14 protein-coding genes are annotated in these 15,090 nt (G+C 60.7%); 9 read left to right on the top strand and 5 right to left on the bottom strand.

The window, feature by feature from the left end:
* Positions 1-32 precede the first annotated feature (32 nt).
* On the bottom strand, positions 33-830 hold the full coding sequence (locus tag LJE98_RS07870; protein WP_229574605.1) for a creatininase family protein: 798 nt from the start codon (positions 828-830) through the stop codon (positions 33-35).
* A 93-nt stretch (positions 831-923) separates the two neighbouring features.
* On the opposite strand from LJE98_RS07870, the gene LJE98_RS07865 reads away from it, so the two are divergent.
* The 5 genes from LJE98_RS07865 (at position 924) to LJE98_RS07845 (ending at position 5,638) form a co-directional block, all read left to right on the top strand.
* Positions 924-1,451, top strand: coding sequence for a MarR family winged helix-turn-helix transcriptional regulator (locus LJE98_RS07865; protein WP_229574604.1), 528 nt, complete (start codon positions 924-926; stop codon positions 1,449-1,451).
* A 74-nt stretch (positions 1,452-1,525) separates the two neighbouring features.
* Positions 1,526-2,542, top strand: coding sequence for a LacI family DNA-binding transcriptional regulator (locus LJE98_RS07860; RefSeq protein ID WP_229574603.1), 1,017 nt, complete (start codon positions 1,526-1,528; stop codon positions 2,540-2,542).
* Between the two features lie 58 nt (positions 2,543-2,600).
* A complete protein-coding gene (locus tag LJE98_RS07855) occupies positions 2,601-3,563 on the top strand; it encodes a 2-hydroxyacid dehydrogenase (protein WP_229574602.1) in 963 nt (320 codons plus the stop codon).
* Between the two features lie 76 nt (positions 3,564-3,639).
* Entirely contained in the window at positions 3,640-4,119 is a 480-nt protein-coding gene (locus tag LJE98_RS07850; protein WP_229574601.1) for a hypothetical protein, read from the top strand.
* Between the two features lie 412 nt (positions 4,120-4,531).
* The gene (locus LJE98_RS07845) at positions 4,532-5,638 is read left to right on the top strand and encodes a TRAP transporter substrate-binding protein (RefSeq protein WP_229574600.1); all 1,107 of its coding nucleotides are present in this window, start codon (positions 4,532-4,534) and stop codon (positions 5,636-5,638) included.
* Positions 5,639-5,780: 142 nt separating this feature from the next.
* Here the strand turns inward: LJE98_RS07845 and LJE98_RS07840 are convergent, their stop codons facing one another.
* Positions 5,781-7,607 carry a TRAP transporter large permease gene (locus tag LJE98_RS07840; protein WP_229574599.1) on the bottom strand — a complete coding sequence of 609 codons (1,827 nt, stop codon included), beginning with the start codon at positions 7,605-7,607 and terminating at the stop codon, positions 5,781-5,783.
* Between the two features lies 1 nt (position 7,608).
* Complete coding sequence (locus LJE98_RS07835) at positions 7,609-8,160, bottom strand: TRAP transporter small permease subunit (protein WP_229574598.1); 552 nt, start codon at positions 8,158-8,160, stop codon at positions 7,609-7,611.
* 379 nt (positions 8,161-8,539) lie between these two features.
* On the opposite strand from LJE98_RS07835, the gene LJE98_RS07830 reads away from it, so the two are divergent.
* The 3 genes from LJE98_RS07830 to LJE98_RS07820 all read left to right on the top strand — a co-directional run bounded on the left by LJE98_RS07830 (position 8,540) and on the right by LJE98_RS07820 (position 12,160).
* Positions 8,540-10,834 carry a putative bifunctional diguanylate cyclase/phosphodiesterase gene (locus tag LJE98_RS07830; protein ID WP_229574597.1) on the top strand — a complete coding sequence of 765 codons (2,295 nt, stop codon included), beginning with the start codon at positions 8,540-8,542 and terminating at the stop codon, positions 10,832-10,834.
* A gap of 249 nt (positions 10,835-11,083) precedes the next feature.
* Positions 11,084-11,803, top strand: coding sequence for an N-acyl amino acid synthase FeeM domain-containing protein (locus tag LJE98_RS07825; protein WP_229574596.1), 720 nt, complete (start codon positions 11,084-11,086; stop codon positions 11,801-11,803).
* 132 nt (positions 11,804-11,935) lie between these two features.
* Positions 11,936-12,160 carry an aa3-type cytochrome c oxidase subunit IV gene (locus LJE98_RS07820; RefSeq protein ID WP_229574595.1) on the top strand — a complete coding sequence of 75 codons (225 nt, stop codon included), beginning with the start codon at positions 11,936-11,938 and terminating at the stop codon, positions 12,158-12,160.
* A 142-nt stretch (positions 12,161-12,302) separates the two neighbouring features.
* Here LJE98_RS07820 and LJE98_RS07815 read toward each other — a convergent pair whose 3' ends face one another.
* Positions 12,303-13,094, bottom strand: a complete 792-nt coding sequence (locus tag LJE98_RS07815) for a tetratricopeptide repeat protein (RefSeq protein WP_229574949.1) — start codon at positions 13,092-13,094, stop codon at positions 12,303-12,305.
* 209 nt (positions 13,095-13,303) lie between these two features.
* The gene (gene rpsU, locus LJE98_RS07810; RefSeq protein WP_062280187.1) at positions 13,304-13,528 is read right to left on the bottom strand and encodes a 30S ribosomal protein S21; all 225 of its coding nucleotides are present in this window, start codon (positions 13,526-13,528) and stop codon (positions 13,304-13,306) included.
* A gap of 305 nt (positions 13,529-13,833) precedes the next feature.
* Between rpsU and LJE98_RS07805 the strand changes: the two genes are divergently transcribed.
* Positions 13,834-15,087 carry a sarcosine oxidase subunit beta family protein gene (locus LJE98_RS07805; protein ID WP_229574594.1) on the top strand — a complete coding sequence of 418 codons (1,254 nt, stop codon included), beginning with the start codon at positions 13,834-13,836 and terminating at the stop codon, positions 15,085-15,087.
* The last annotated feature ends 3 nt before the right edge of the window (positions 15,088-15,090 follow it).

Below are 15,090 nucleotides of genomic sequence, written 5' to 3'. Positions count from 1 at the left end.
GGCGTTCCGCTTCGCCAGTTCAAAGGCTTTCGTCAAGGTGTGTCGAGGTCGGAGATGTCGAACCTGTTCACGTCGTCCAGGAGCTCCAGCAGTCCCTCAAGAGCATGAGCAATCAACATCTCCCCTCGCTCTGCCGTTGCGGCCGCCGCGTTGCCGGCGACGCCGTCCTGGTTGAGGTCCGACATCTTCCAGCCGAAGGCATGCGGGCCATAGGCGCGCAGGTGTTTGTAGCGGGTGGCAAACTCCGACTGGCGGGAAGGGAAGCGGCGGGCCTTTGCCATGTCGACCCGGTCCGGAGCGAGCGCCAGCATGACGGATGTTTCGATATCGCCGCCATGGATGTCGATCGCCTTGTCCTCCGGCCGCATCCAGCCGGCTGGAACACCGAAGCGGGTCCAGCTGGTGGCGACGATCAGCATGTCGAAGCGGATGCGGGCTTCGGTCGCCACGATGGTCAGCAGCGGTGAGTTGCCGCCATGGGCGTTGAGCAGCACGAGCTTTCGGATACCCCGGCGGTTCAGGCTCTCGGCGATGCCGAGCCAGCGCCCGATGGCTTCGTCATAGGTGAGCGTGCGCGTGCCTTGGACATCCATGTGTTCGACGGAGTAGCCGACCGGTTCCACCGGCAGGATGGTCACCGGAAGATGTCCGGGGAGGGTATCTGCCAGGCGTCTTGCAATGCCCGAGGCAATGATCGTGTCGGTCTCGAAGGGAAGGTGCGGGCCATGCTGTTCATGGGCGCCGAGCGGGAGCACGGCAATCCAGTCCGCGCGGTCCCTGGGCGCAAGGGCCGGCTCGTTCTGTTCAAAGGACGACGCCGGTTTCACCATCTGGTCTAAGCTCCTGATCTTCGTTATGCATGGCAACCAGCCATCGCAGCGGGATAAAGCGAGGGTTGCAGCGCGTGTCCACCGGGGAGAGTCATGGCGAAAAAGGACAAGGCCGACAAGGACCGCGGCGAAAAGAAGAAACCCAAGAAGAAAAACCCACCGGGATCCGGCGTGCTGAGCGCTGCCGTGACCCAGGTCGCACGGGCTCTTCGCACGCGGCTCTCGCATGGCTTGGCCCAGAGCGGCCTCTATCCGGGGCAGGATGGGGTGGTCCAGCTGCTTGCCCAGGAGGATGGTCAAACGCCGGGTGCGCTCGCGCAGCAGCTCGGGGTCAAGGCGCCGACCATGACACGCACGATCGGGCGGATGGAAGCGCAGGGCTTCGTCCAGCGCCGCACCGACGACCGCGACGGACGGCTCACCAAGGTCTATCTCACCGACGAGGGGCGTGGCAGCGTCGCGCGCATCGAGGAAGCCATGCAGTCCTGCGAAGCGCAGGCAGTCCAGGGCCTCTCGGGTAAAGAGTTGAAGACGCTCGTGAAGCTGCTGTCGGTGATCGATGACAATCTCTCAGGCCAAGCCGCTGCCAGATCCTCCGATACCGCCGACGACGACGATTGATATCCCGGATTAAATTGTTTAATTAAATCGTTTAAGGGCTCGAATGCCCGCCGGCCTGCTGCGAGGGAGGAAACGTGGCACAAAAGGTAAAGCTTTCGACCATTGCGGAAACGCTCGGTCTTTCCACTGCCACCATATCGCTTGCCCTGCGCGACAGCCCGCTGGTTGCAGCCGATACACGTGAAAAGATCAAGGATCAGGCGCGCGCGCTCGGCTATATCTACAACCGCCGTGCTGCCAGCCTTCGCACCTCGCGTTCCGGAATCATCGGTGTTGTCGTGCATGACATCATGAACCCGTTCTACGGGGAAATCCTGAAAGCCATCGAGACCGAGCTCGACCGGAGCCGTCATACTTTCATTCTCTCCAATCACTACGACAGCGTCGACAAGCAGCGCATGTTCATCGAGACGCTGCTGCAGCTCGGCGGCGACGGCGTGATCATGTCGCCGGCCATCGGCACACCGCCGGAAGACGTATTGCTGGCCGAGAACAACAATATGCCGGCGATCTTCGTCGCGCGTTCGATGGATGGGCTCGATGTGCCAATCTATCGCGGCGACGACACCTACGGCATTTCCCTGGCGACCAACCATCTGATCGGCCTTGGCCATCGGTCGATTGCCATGATCGGCGGCACGGACCAGACGTCGACAGGAAGAGACCGCTATCAGGGTTATGTGAATGCGTTGCGCAAGGCGGAGATCGAAGTCGATCCGGGCCTGCGTATTCCAGGGCCGAGAACCAAGCAGGGTGGCTTCGAGGCCGCAGTCAATTTCCTGTCCTTGCCGCAGAAGCCGACGGCGGCCGTCTGCTGGAACGACCTGGTCGCGATCGGGTTGATGAATGGCATCGCGCGCGCGGGACTGATCCCAGGACAGGATATTTCCGTCACCGGCTATGACGACCTGGAGGAAGCCTCGATCGCAACGCCGTCGTTGACAACGGTTTGGAACGGGCAGGCGGAGGTCGGACGGCTTGCCGCGCGTGCCTTGCTCGATAAACTTGCCGGCAGCCACGAGCCCGACGGCATCCATCTGATCAAGCCCGAGATGCGAATCCGTCAGTCAACGGCTCCGATCCGCCGCTGAACCTCGGCCTCTCTCGCGTCCGGCCGCCTCATCATTTTACTATTGTCAGGAGACAGTCATGTCCGATCGTACCCTCGTGTTGATCCCCGGTCGCATCCATCCCCGTGTGCGCGCCCGTCTGGCAGAACGTTTCGATGTTCTGGACGTCACTGACACATCTGCGACGGAAGCCACGGCCGAGCAATTGGCGCGCGTACGCGGTGCAGCCGTCTCCGGGCGCTTCCCCGCTTCCCTGATCGAACGTCTGCCGAAGCTCGAGGTGATCGGAAGTTTCGGGGTCGGCTATGACGGCGTCGATGTGGGTGCGGCTGCGGCTCGGGGTATTGTCGTGACGCATACGCCCGACGTGCTCAACGACGAGGTGGCAGACACCACGATCGCACTGCTTCTCAACACAGTGCGCCAATTCTATCGGGCCGAGCACTATCTGCGTGAGGGGCGTTGGGAGCGGGAAGGGGCTTTCCCGCTCTCGCCCCTGTCCCTGAAAGGGCGCAAGGTCGGTCTTCACGGCCTCGGTCGCATCGGAATGGAGATCGCCGCCAGGCTCGCCCCGTTCAAGGTCGATCTCGCCTACCATACCCGTCGCCCGCGCGAAGACGTGTCCTATGCCTATCATGACAGCCTGATCGGACTGGCCAAGGCGGTCGACATCCTGATCTCGATCGTCCCATCGACCCCTCAGACGAACGGAGCGATCAATGCCGAGGTCTTGACGGCGCTGGGATCAAGCGGCGTCCTGATCAATGTCGGTCGCGGCTCGACCGTGGATCAGCCCGCCCTGATCGAGGCGCTGCGGAACGGTACGATCGCAGCTGCCGGTCTCGATGTATTCGCTGCGGAGCCACATGTGCCGCAGGCGCTCATCGACCTGCCGAACGTCTCGCTTCTGCCGCATGTCGCCTCGGCTTCGATGCCGACGCGCGATGCCATGGCGGATCTCGTGGCCGACAACGTGATTGCCTGGTTCGACAGCGGTCGCCCGCTGACCCCGGTTCCCGAGACGCCTGTCCCGATGCACTGATTCGGTGGCCAGCCTTCCGCAAGCTTGATGTCGCATCCTGCGGCGATCATGAGGTTTCGCGCTGAAGGATGCTCCGATGAAGTCCTCTTTCGTCATTGTGGCGACGGCATTGTCGTGTGCGTGTATTTCTGCCGTCGGGATCACCTTCTGGTCTGCGCCGCAGCAGATCGCTAGGGACGCGGCAGATCCGATCGTTCTTGGGACCATTCCCGATGCTCTCGCGACGGGTCGACCCGTTGCGCTGTCGATGTACGTGCATTCGGCGTCTCCGCCGGCCATTTTCTCGGTGTCAAACTTTACGCTCAAGACGGTGTGTCTGGTGGAGCGTGGGGCTGCATTGACGAGCCGAAGCCGGGATTTCTTCGCGCCCCCGGATTGCGATGAGGTCTGGCCTGGTCTGGCGCGGGCGAGCAACTGGACGCAAAACGAGGATGGAAGTGTAAGCATTTCCGACGCCAATGGCGCGACGCTGCTGACGCTCGTGCGCGGTCGACATTTTTCCTACGAAGCCTCAGATGCGCCCGGCGCAGACCTTGCCCTGCTGATGCTGCCCTGAGCGGAGCAGTCTTCATCTTCGGCATGGCTTCCGACGGCCGAGCCAGGAGAAAGCGGCACTGAATGTCATTGTCGGCCAGCGCCTTGACCTCAAACACGGTGCGATTTGACGGTGTGCTGACGCGTCCGGATCAGGTGGCAATTGTTCGCGTATGCAATCTTGAGTGGCGGTCGGCTCGGTCCGTAAAGACGCCTGTCGCGATAAACGCCGGTCGTGCTCATGTTACCGGGTTTGCATGTTCGCGCTAACATGGCTGTGGGTCTGACTTCGCAGTTCCAACATGCTGTCTTCTCACCCAAAAGAATAGGACCCAAGCGCTTGAAAGGCCTTGGCTAAAATGGTTAGCTCGCGCATCGCTGCCGGGAGGGGCCGACGATGCCCGCCGGTGGGGCAACAAACTGGGAGGTAATTTATGGATCGTCGTTCATTCATCAAGAAGGCTGGGGTTGCCGGTGCAGGCGCTGCTGCGTCCGCCGTTCTCGCCGCGCCCGCCATCGCGCAGGAAAATCCAAAGGTCACGTGGCGCCTGACCTCGTCTTTCCCGAAGGCGCTGGATACCATTTTCGGTGCCGCAAATGACGTTGCGGATCACGTCAAGGCTGCCAGCAACGGCAATTTCGAAATCCAGGTCTTCTCTGGTGGCGAAATCGTGCCCGGTCTGCAGGCCAACGACGCGGTCGCTGCCGGCACCGTCGAGATGTCGCATACCGCCAACTACTATTACTGGGGCAAGGATCCGACCTATGCCCTGGCGACGGCTGTTCCCTTCGGTCTCAATGCCCGCTTGCAGAACGCCTGGTTCTATCAGGGCGGCGGCAATGAGCTAATGAATGAGTTCTTCGCGACCCAGGGTCTCTACGGCCTGCCTGCCGGCAATACCGGCGCGCAGATGGGTGGCTGGTTCCGCAAGGAGATCAATACACTCGACGACCTCAAGGGTCTGAAGATGCGTATCGGCGGCTTCGCCGGCAAGGTCATGGAAAAGCTCGGCGTCGTGCCGCAGCAGATCGCAGGCGGCGATATCTATCCGGCGCTTGAAAAGGGCACGATCGACGCTACCGAATGGGTCGGTCCTTATGACGACCAGAAGCTCGGCTTCTTCAAGGTCGCGCAGTACTACTACTATCCCGGCTGGTGGGAAGGTGGTGCTGCCCTGCACGCCATGGTCAACCTGGAAAAGTGGAACAGCCTTCCGCCCCACTACCAGGCGATCCTGCAGGATGCCTGTGCCTTTGCGAACGCCAACATGCTTGCAAAGTACGACGTGAAGAACCCGGTCGCGGTCAAGGAACTGGTCGGCTCCGGCGCTGTCCTGCGTCCGTTCAGCCAGGAAATCCTGACCGCCTGCTACGAAGCTGCGCTCTCGACTTATGAAGAGATCAACGGCTCCAATGCTGGCTTCAAGAAGATCTATGACAGTCAGCTGGCGTTCAAGAAGGACGCGTATCTCTGGATGCAGCTGCCTGACTACACGTTCGACACCTTCATGATGATGCAGCAGCGCGCCAACAAGCTCTGAGACGTCGCTGAACTTCTGATTTCTATAGCCCCGGTCCTCGTGACCGGGGCTTTTTTTGTGCCGAGTTTCGGCGAAAGAAAACCCCGGCGCTGAGGCCGGGGTTTTGAAGTTCGGTCGTGGTGCAGCCGATTGGTGCTGCAGCCTACTGGATGACAGGTGGTTGGCTCAGGTCCATCGACGGTGGCGGCGCCGGTGTTGCCCCAGCCGGTGGCTCGACCGCCGGCGGCTGGCCAAGGTCGAGGGGCGGCAGGCCGAATGACGGCTGCTGACCCGTGGCGCCCGCGGGTGCCTGGCTGTCGCTGCCGAGCGGCGGGAGGCCGAAGTCCGGCATTGTGATGCCACCTCCGCCTGTCGGCTGCGGAATGGTGATCTGGATCGTGCTCGGATCTCGCACCACGGCATCGCCCTTGTAATGCATCACAATGCCCGGGAAGGCGATGACAATGACGATCGCCAGGAACTGGATGACGATGAAGGGAAGAACCCCCTTGTAGATGTCTCCGGTCTTGATGCCGGCCCGCACCTGTCCCGTCACCTGGTCCTTCCATTGTCCTTCGGGAGCGACAGAGCGCAGGTAGAAGAGCGAGAAACCGAAAGGCGGTGTCAGGAAGGAGGTCTGCAGGTTGATGCCGAGAATGATGCCGAACCAGACAAGGTCGATCCCGTGACTCTGCGCGACCGGCACCAGAAGCGGCACCATGATGAAGGCGATTTCGAAGAAATCGAGGAAGCAGCCGAGGATGAAGACGATGATCGTCACGACGATCAGGAAGCCGTATTCGCCACCCGGCAGGGCGAGCATCAGATCTTCGATCCAGACATTGCCGTTGATGCCGTAAAAGGTCAGACCGAAGACGCGGGCGCCGATCAGGATCATCATGACGAAGGCGGAGAGACGCGTGGTGGCGTCCAGCGCGTTCTTCAGAATACCAAGGGTCAGGCGTCCCTTGGCGGTGGCGATGATCAGGGCCCCGGTCGCTCCCATCGCGCCGCCTTCAGTCGGCGTTGCAATGCCGAGGAAGATGGTGCCGAGAACCAGGAAGATCAGTGCCAGCGGCGGCACCATGACGATGATCACCTGCTGTGCCAGCCGGGAGATCATGTTCAGGTTCATGCCGCGGTTGATCAGGGCAAAGACGTAGACGGATGTGACACCGAAGGCGAGTGCGGCAACGAGCTGCCATTCTGCGCTGGGAATGCCGGTGAAGAGAATGTGGTAGCCAAGGAAATAGAGGCCGGTGCCGACTGCGATCATCACGAAAAGCGAGGTGACGCCGTCACCCAGGGTGCGGGCTTCCTTGGGAAGCGCCGGTGCCCATTCCGGTTTGATCAGCGTCACGGCGAAGATGTAGGCGCAGTAGGCGGCGATGATCATCAGGGCCGGATAGAGCGCGCCGACATACATGTCGCCGACCGAGCGGCCGAGCTGGTCGGCCATGACGATCAGGACGAGCGAGGGCGGGACGATCTGGGCGAGGGTGCCGGAGGCTGCAATCGTGCCCGAAACGAGCGGGCCGTTGTATTTGTAGCGCAGCATGATCGGCAGCGAGATCAGGCCCATGGCCATGACCGAGGCGGCGACGACGCCCGTGGTTGCTCCGAGGAGCGCGCCAACGAGAATGACCGCATAGGCAAGGCCGCCGCGCACGGGGCCGAACAGCTGGCCGATCGTGTCGAGCAGATCTTCGGCCATGCGTGACCGTTCGAGAATGATGCCCATCAGCGTGAAGAACGGGATCGACAGCAGGGTGTCGTTGTACATGATCCCGTAGATGCGCTCGGGATGGGATTGCAGAAGAGGCCAGAAGAGTCGGATCTCGGAAGAGAAGACCGAGAGTTCGACGCCGAGCACGAAGTAGATCAATCCACCGGCGGCGAGCGTGAAGGCGACGGGATAGCCGAGCAGCAGCAACAGCATGACGCTGGTGAACATGATCGGCGCGAGATTGTGTGCGATAATGTCGATCATGTCAGGCCTCCGAGCCTTCGGTCACTGGCGGCGCCATGTTCGGGTCGCTGATCCGACCCATCAGCACGGCAGCGCGCTTGATGATTTCGGAAAAGGCCTGGGCGGTCAGCAGGAGGAAGCCGAGAAGGACAACGGCCTTGGCTGGCCAGATGACCAGGCCGCCGGCGCTCGATGACATCTCGCCCGACCGGAAGGACAGCCAGAACCAGGGCCATGCCAGATAGGCCATCAAAGCGGAAAAGGGCACTAGGAAGATGATGTGGAGGATCAGGTCGATCCAGTCCCGTGTCCGCCTCTTCCATCCGCTCGACAGGATGTCGATGCGGATATGCTCATTGCGAAGCAGGGCATAGGCGGCGGCGAGCATGAAGACGGTGCCGTAGAGGTACCATTGCAACTCCAGCCAGGCGTTCGAAGAAATGTCGAAGAGCTTGCGTATGACGGCATTGCCGGCGCTGATCAAGACGGCGGCCAGAAGCAGCCAGGAAACCCAGCGCCCGATGGCCCCGTTGATCGCGTCGATCAGCCGGGAAATAGCCAACAGAATTGTCATTGTATTTGTTCTCCCCTTGTCTTTTCGTGCTTAGAGCAATGGCAAACCGGGCGCAACCGGACAGGCCAGTGCTTGTCGGGCACCCGACGAAAGTTGAACTTTCATGCGCTTGCAGATCCGGGTGTGCCGCATCGGTACGGGAGGGGCGCCTGGCAGTCCCGTTGCATTTGAACGTTTTCCCTATGCGGGACTTAACGGCTTGTGACGTACGCGTTTGCGTCCCGCTTCGAAGCAGTGCATTTTAGCCTTGGCTACGTTTCGTGATTTTTACTGTGACGTTTCAGGACAGGTTTTTCTGCCGGGAGCCGGCCATTGGTATGGGAAGAGACGTTTTTTGACAGCTGAGGTTTTCCGTCCAACCACGCCGGGAGGGCAAGTCATGAGGGCCGACAAGGGGCGCGACCGTAACGTGCCCACGGATGTCTACCTGTCGTTTGTAAGCTCTCTGTTCGACAACCGCTTCACGCTGTTCACCGGCATGGTGATCCATATCCTGACCTTCCTGACGGTCTTCGTGGAAACCGGCGCAACTTTCTATCTGCTGCTCTGCGGCTGTTTCGTCCTGATCTTTGCCTTTCGTCTGCGCTCCTTCTTTGTTTTTGACCGGGTGGACAAGCTGGCGCTCAGCCGTGCGCAGATCGCCGCATGGGAACGGCGCTACGTGTTGGGCGGCGCCGCGACGATGGCGATCCTGGGTATCGGCAGCGGCTACGCCTTGCTGGCGTTCCAGGGTACGTTTGCAGAACTTGCCTGCATCTCGGTTGCCATGGCGACAATGGTCTCCATTGTCGGTCGCAATTATGGTTCGCGGCTGGCGGTGGATCTGCAGACGCTGGCCTGCTGTGCGCCTATGGTGATCGGGAGTTTGCTGTCGCAGGATGTCTACAAGTCGCTTCTGTCGCTTTTGTTGATCCCTTTCTGGTTGACCACGCGGGCAATGGCGAACGGGGTGCGCGACTTTCTCTATGAAAACGTCATTGCATCCCGGGAAATGGCGAAGATTGCCGATCGTTTCGACACGGCGCTCAGCAACATGACGCATGGACTTCTGATGCTCGATCCGGACAACAGGATCGAAGTGGTCAATCGCAAGGCCTGCGAGCTGCTCAATCTCGGAGATCGCCGGCGGCTGACGGGCTGCGATCTCGATGTCGTGCTGCGCTACGGCGTGCGTCACACCTTTGTCGAGGGTGCCATGCCCCGCCTCCTGCAGAAGCAGCTCTCTCAGCTGACACTGGGGATCTCAAACCGCGCCGTGATGCATTTCTCGGAGGATCTGGTTCTGGAGTTCTCGGCGCGGCGGCGGGATGAGGGTGGCGTCGTCCTGATATTCGAGGACGTCACTGCGCGCGTGCATGCGGACCGCAAGATCCTGCATATGGCCCGCTACGATAGCCTGACGGGACTGCCGCAACGGGCCTATTTCAGCCAGATCGTGCGCGAACGCCTGGAACAGGCCGATGCTGTCGGTGCCACGATCGGCCTGATGATTCTCGATGTCGCCGACTTCAAGCATGTGAACGATCTCAAGGGTCATCTCGCCGGCGACAGGCTGCTCTCGGCAATTGCGACCCGGCTCACGGAACTCGCAGCCGGCAAGGCCGTGGTGGGACGGCTGGTCGGCGATCACTTCATTCTCTTCTTCCCGAATGCGGAGCAATCCGAAGATCTCGGCAACGAGATGCGACAGCTGCATCTCGCGGCATGCAGCCGCTACAAGGTGGATGGAGCTCAGATACCGGTCGTCTTCTCCGCCGGTGGCGTGCTGCTTGAGAGCGCGGAGCCGAAGCTGGAGGAGTGGCCGGTCAAGCTCGATATCGCGCTCTTCGAGTCAAAGGCGCGCAGCCGCGGCCAGTTCACACTCTTCGAAGAGGAGATGGATGCGCGCCATCTGGAACGGCAACGTTTGAAGGCGGATCTGCGTGCGGCCGTCGATGATCACGGCATCACCGTCGTCTATCAGCCGATGTTCACGCCCGACGGCCGTGGCCTCGTTTGTTGCGAGGCGCTGGCTCGCTGGCATCATGCCGAGAAGGGGGCTATCCCGCCCAATATCTTCATTCAGATCGCCGAAGAGATGGGCATTGTCTCGTCCATCACGCAACAGGTGCTGCGCAAGGCTTGCATCGACTGTCGCAGCTGGCCTGAAACCATTGGCGTCTCGGTCAATCTGTCCGTCCATGACCTTCGCCACGAAGATCTGTCAGACTCGGTCGAGGCAATCCTGAGGGAGACGGGGCTTGCACCGCAGCGTCTGCATCTTGAAGTCACCGAGAGCAGTCTGATCGAGGAATTGTCCGAAGCGCGTGCGGTCCTCGATCGCTTGCGCAGCCTTGGGATCACGATCTCGATCGATGATTTCGGAACGGGGTTCTCAAGCCTTAGCTACCTGGATACGCTTCCGGTCGATGTTGTGAAGATCGATCGCTCCTTCGTCCGTGATATCGGACAGGACCCGCGGCGGCTGAAACTGTTGCGCGGCATTGTCGCGCTCACACGGGGGCTCGACATCGGGATTGTCGTTGAGGGCGTGGAGACGCGTGAGCAGCTGTCGCTGATCAGGAAACATGACTGTGCGGACCTGGTGCAGGGATATGTTTTTTCGATGCCGATCGCGGCGCAGGCCGTGGAGTCGCTTGCCGAGATAGCGGAAATCACCGGGCTTGACGGGTAGGGCGCCACAGTTCGGCGCATCGGAAACAAGACCCGTCCAACACCTGCGGAAGATCCTGAAATGCTGCACAGACTGATGCCCGTCGCCCGCAATCGGTCCCGGACGTCACCGTTAACCTTAATTGCGAAGACTTTAATTAATTATTAATATCTAGGGGCGCGAAGCGGCACACTGCGTGATACCCAAAAGTATCGGCGGTAACCGTAGCGAGCGTCTGGCATGGAAGCTGAAGGCTTTTCGGAACGACTGATGCGTCATCTCGATTTCATCGAGTATCGGCGGATCGAGGCTCACGAGGATTTCGAGGAGATCGAGCAGCTCCGCTACAAGACCTACAAGGCAGCCGACATGATCCCGCGCGCGGCGCCGAGCATGATCGACGCGGCGGATTTCGATCCGCATGCCTATGTTTTCGGGATCTACTATTTCGAAGAGCTGGTCAGCACGATCAGGCTCCATCACGTGACCCCGGAGCATCCGCTCTCGCAGTCAGCCCAGGTGTTTCCCGATGTCATGGAGGCCTATCTGGATGCAGGGCTGACACTCATCGACCCCGCGCGCTTTGCGGTCGATCCCGCTTTTGCATCCGAGGTGTCCGTTCTTCCCTATATCACGCTCAGACCGAGCATCGTTGCTGCCGCCTATTTCAAGGCCGACCGGGTCCTTCAACCCGTGCGGCCGCCCCATGCGGCCTTCTACAAACGCGTCTTTTATGCTGAGACCGTCGTCGAGCGGCGGATGACCGAAGTATATGGGCGGGAGCTCACCCTCATGGCGACGAACACCCATACGACGGGAGAGAAGCTTTTGAAGCGCTACCCGTTTTTCGACTCGGGCGTCTACGAGCGGCGCATGATGTTCGGGCGTGGGGAGAGGGCATTGCCCACGACACCCCTGACGATCCTCCCCTCGGCGCGGCTTGTGGCAGCCGGCAAGATTTCAGGCGCCGTCGCCGGACGGGATTATTGACGCAAGGCCGCAGATGCGATTGCACTCCCGCTGGCGTTTGTGTATGCGGGAAAAAGATGAAATTTTGCCCGCAGCCGTGTCCGGTGTGATTCTGCCGTGGGTGCCGCAGTCCTGAAAATTGGGAGATCGAACATGAGCGAACATCATTCCGGTCCGGTCGAAACCGGTGCCACGATGGACTACAAGGAGCACGAAAAGACCTATGACCTTTTCATCGCCGGCGCCAAGTATGGCACCGCGCTCCTGATCGCTCTGATGATTGCCATGGCTGCCGGATTCTTCGCAGGCGCCGGTCTGCTCGGCGGTCTGTTCATCTGGATCGTTCTGTCTGTCGCCGGCGTCTTCATGATGCGCTGAACCGCGCAGAATCTCTGAACTGTGAGAGGCGGTCCGGAAACGGGCCGTCTTTTTCTTTGCGCGAATGCCTGGAACGAGGCGCGCGGCCATAAAAAAACGGCGGGTCTCCCCGCCGTTCTCATATCCTTGCCTCGTCCAGGCTTCAGGTGGTGCCGCGTGTGCGGGCAAGACCCTGCTTGGCCGGCTCATATTTCGGGTCGAGGCGCAGCGCATGGCTGTAGGACTTGGCAGCCCGTGCCTTGTCACCGCGGCGTTCGTAGACGAGCGCCTGGTTCGCCCAGCTTTCGGCGATGCTGTTGTTCAGCTCGATTGCCAGATTGAAATCGGCAAAGGCGTTTTCATCGTCGTTCAGCGCGATATAGGAGACGCCACGGCCGTTATACGGCTCCGGTGCGCGCGACGAGAGCGAGATGGCCTTCGAGAAGTCGTCGATCGCCTTGGCGTGGTCTCCGCGCAGCTGGTAGATCAGGCCGCGATTGTGGTAGGCGCGGCCGTCGGTGGTGTCGAGCTGGATGGCGCGGTTGAAGTCGCCGAAGGCTTCGTCGATACGGCCGGCCTGGCGATAGATGTTGCCGCGACCGATATAGGCGACGTCGTAGTTCGGGTTGATCTTCAGCGCCGCATTGTAGTCGGCGGCCGCTTCGACCGGCTTGCCCATGTTGCGGTAAACCAGCGCGCGGTTGGCATAGGCCTGGAAGAATTGCGGATTGATCTGCAGCGCGGTGTTGAAATCGTCAAGCGCCGGCTTGAACTGACCGGCGCGGCCATAGGCCGAACCGCGCACATTGTAACCTTCCGGAGCACGCGGATTGGCCTGGATGACGGCGGTCAGGGACGCAATGTTTTCATTGGAGCCCTGAGCGCGATCGAGGCGGATGACATCGGTCGTTTCCGTCGTCGTCGCGCAGCCTGCCAGAGTCAGGGCGGCGAGCATGGCCACCGCAGACGCGAGGCTATGCTTGCGGTCGGTGTTGGAGGCGGTCGTCAGCACGGAGGTTTTCGTCATGAGGCGCATCATCCGGCCGCTGCCTGCGCCGCATCAGGCCCCAGACAGCGCAAGTTGGTGTTTCATATCAAAAGAGCGGCGGCGATTCCTTTCGCCCCCGCCCTCATTTCACAGGAAAACGTCTAAAACGGGGCCGATCAACGGCCGCGAGCAGCCGGCAGCAGGCCTTCGCGCTGCATCTTCTTGCGCGCCAGCTTGCGGACGCGGCGAACAGCCTCGGCCTTCTCGCGTGCGCGCTTCTCAGACGGCTTTTCGAAGAAATCGTGCATCTTCATTTCGCGGAAGACACCTTCGCGCTGCAGCTTCTTCTTGAGAGCGCGGAGCGCCTGGTCAACGTTGTTGTCGCGGACTAGTACCTGCACGTTTATCCCGTTCCTTTGGTTGTTAGGGTTGGTCCTTCCGCCGATGGAGGTCACATCAACGGAAACAGCGTATTGCTTCGCGCGGACCCTGAGTCCGGCGATTAAGGGTGCGAATTACCAGAAGAGGTGGGCAAAGTCCATATGGTGCAAGGCTTGTAGCCGAGAATTTTCGGTCGCGAAGAGTGCGTTTGGCAAGGTGTCGAAAGCCGGGTGACATTGCGTCGCAAAACGGACGTCATGTTGAGGGTTGATCTGCGAGTTGTATCGTCCTACCCCAGTGCCTGAACCACAGGAGTTTAAGGCGAATGCGCAAATATTCGGTCTTTGCCGTTGTCCGTGAGGCCATGCGTGCCCACAAGGGATGGGAGGCTCAGTGGGTCTCTCCCGAGCCGCGGCAGTCCTATGACGTCATTATCATCGGCGCAGGCGGTCATGGCCTGGGTGCCGCCTATTATCTCGCCAAGGAGCACGGCATCACCAATGTCGCCGTGATCGAGAAGGGCTGGCTCGGTGGTGGCAATACCGGTCGAAACACGACGATCATCCGGTCCAACTATCTCTATGAAGAGAGCATGGACATCTACGAGCATTCGCTGAAGCTCTGGGAGGGCCTGTCCCAGGATTTGAACTATAATGTCATGTATTCGCCGCGCGGCGTGATGATGCTGTCGCACAATGTGCATGACCAGCAGTCCTTCAAGCGGCATGTCAACGCCAACAGTCTCTATGGCATCGACAATGAGTGGTTGACGCCGGAACAGGCCAAGGCTTTCTGCCCGCCGCTCGACATCTCGAAGAATGCCCGCTACCCGATCAATGGTGCGGCCCTCCAGCGACGTGGCGGCACGGCGCGCCATGATGCGGTTGCCTGGGGTTATGCCCGTGCAGCGTCCGATCGCGGTGTGCATATTATCCAGAACACCGAAGTGACGGGCCTGCGTCGCGGGCCGAACGGCGAAGTGACCGGCGTCGAGACCACGCGCGGCTTCATCGGCGCGAAGAAGGTCGGCGTTTCCGCAGCCGGCCACTCCTCGGTGGTCATGGGCATGGCGGGCGTGCGTCTTCCTGTTCACTCCACGCCGCTCCAGGCGCTTGTGTCCGAGCCGCTGAAGCCGATCTTCCCCTGCGTTGTCATGTCGAACACCGTACATGCCTATATTTCGCAGTCGGACAAGGGTGAGCTGGTCATCGGTGCCGGTACCGACCAGTACAATTCCTACAGCCAGACCGGCGGTATGCAGATCATCACGCATACGCTGGACGCCATCTGCGAACTCTTCCCGATGTTCCGTCGTGTGAAGATGATGCGCCAGTGGGGCGGGATCACCGACAACACGGCCGACCGCTCGCCGATCCAGAGCGTCACGCCGGTTCAGAACCTCTTCGTCAATGCCGGGTGGGGGACGGGTGGTTTCAAGGCGACGCCGGGTTCGGCCAATCTCTTTGCCCATCTCATCGCCAAGGGTGAGCCGCACAGGCTGGCCCAGGGCCTGACGCTCGACCGGTTCCGTACCGGCCGCCTCATCGACGAGGCAGCCGCCGCTGCCGTGGCGCACTGAATT

The organism is Rhizobium sp. 'Codium 1' (genome assembly GCF_020889605.1).
In the GTDB taxonomy this organism is placed as follows: Bacteria; Pseudomonadota; Alphaproteobacteria; order Rhizobiales; family Rhizobiaceae; genus Allorhizobium; species Allorhizobium algae.
The sequence above is the reverse complement of the archived record's forward strand: the minus strand, read 5'-3'. Positions and strand labels throughout refer to the sequence as shown.

Coding starts and splice junctions, on each gene's coding strand:
- LJE98_RS07870 (WP_229574605.1), bottom strand. CDS start 830: ATGGTGAAACCGGCGTCGTCCTTTGAACAGAACGAGCCGGCCCTTGCG.
- LJE98_RS07865 (WP_229574604.1), top strand. CDS start 924: ATGGCGAAAAAGGACAAGGCCGACAAGGACCGCGGCGAAAAGAAGAAA.
- LJE98_RS07855 (WP_229574602.1), top strand. CDS start 2,601: ATGTCCGATCGTACCCTCGTGTTGATCCCCGGTCGCATCCATCCCCGT.
- LJE98_RS07850 (WP_229574601.1), top strand. CDS start 3,640: ATGAAGTCCTCTTTCGTCATTGTGGCGACGGCATTGTCGTGTGCGTGT.
- LJE98_RS07845 (WP_229574600.1), top strand. CDS start 4,532: ATGGATCGTCGTTCATTCATCAAGAAGGCTGGGGTTGCCGGTGCAGGC.
- LJE98_RS07840 (WP_229574599.1), bottom strand. CDS start 7,607: ATGATCGACATTATCGCACACAATCTCGCGCCGATCATGTTCACCAGC.
- LJE98_RS07835 (WP_229574598.1), bottom strand. CDS start 8,160: ATGACAATTCTGTTGGCTATTTCCCGGCTGATCGACGCGATCAACGGG.
- LJE98_RS07830 (WP_229574597.1), top strand. CDS start 8,540: ATGAGGGCCGACAAGGGGCGCGACCGTAACGTGCCCACGGATGTCTAC.
- LJE98_RS07825 (WP_229574596.1), top strand. CDS start 11,084: ATGCGTCATCTCGATTTCATCGAGTATCGGCGGATCGAGGCTCACGAG.
- LJE98_RS07820 (WP_229574595.1), top strand. CDS start 11,936: ATGAGCGAACATCATTCCGGTCCGGTCGAAACCGGTGCCACGATGGAC.
- LJE98_RS07815 (WP_229574949.1), bottom strand. CDS start 13,094: ATGCTCGCCGCCCTGACTCTGGCAGGCTGCGCGACGACGACGGAAACG.
- LJE98_RS07805 (WP_229574594.1), top strand. CDS start 13,834: ATGCGCAAATATTCGGTCTTTGCCGTTGTCCGTGAGGCCATGCGTGCC.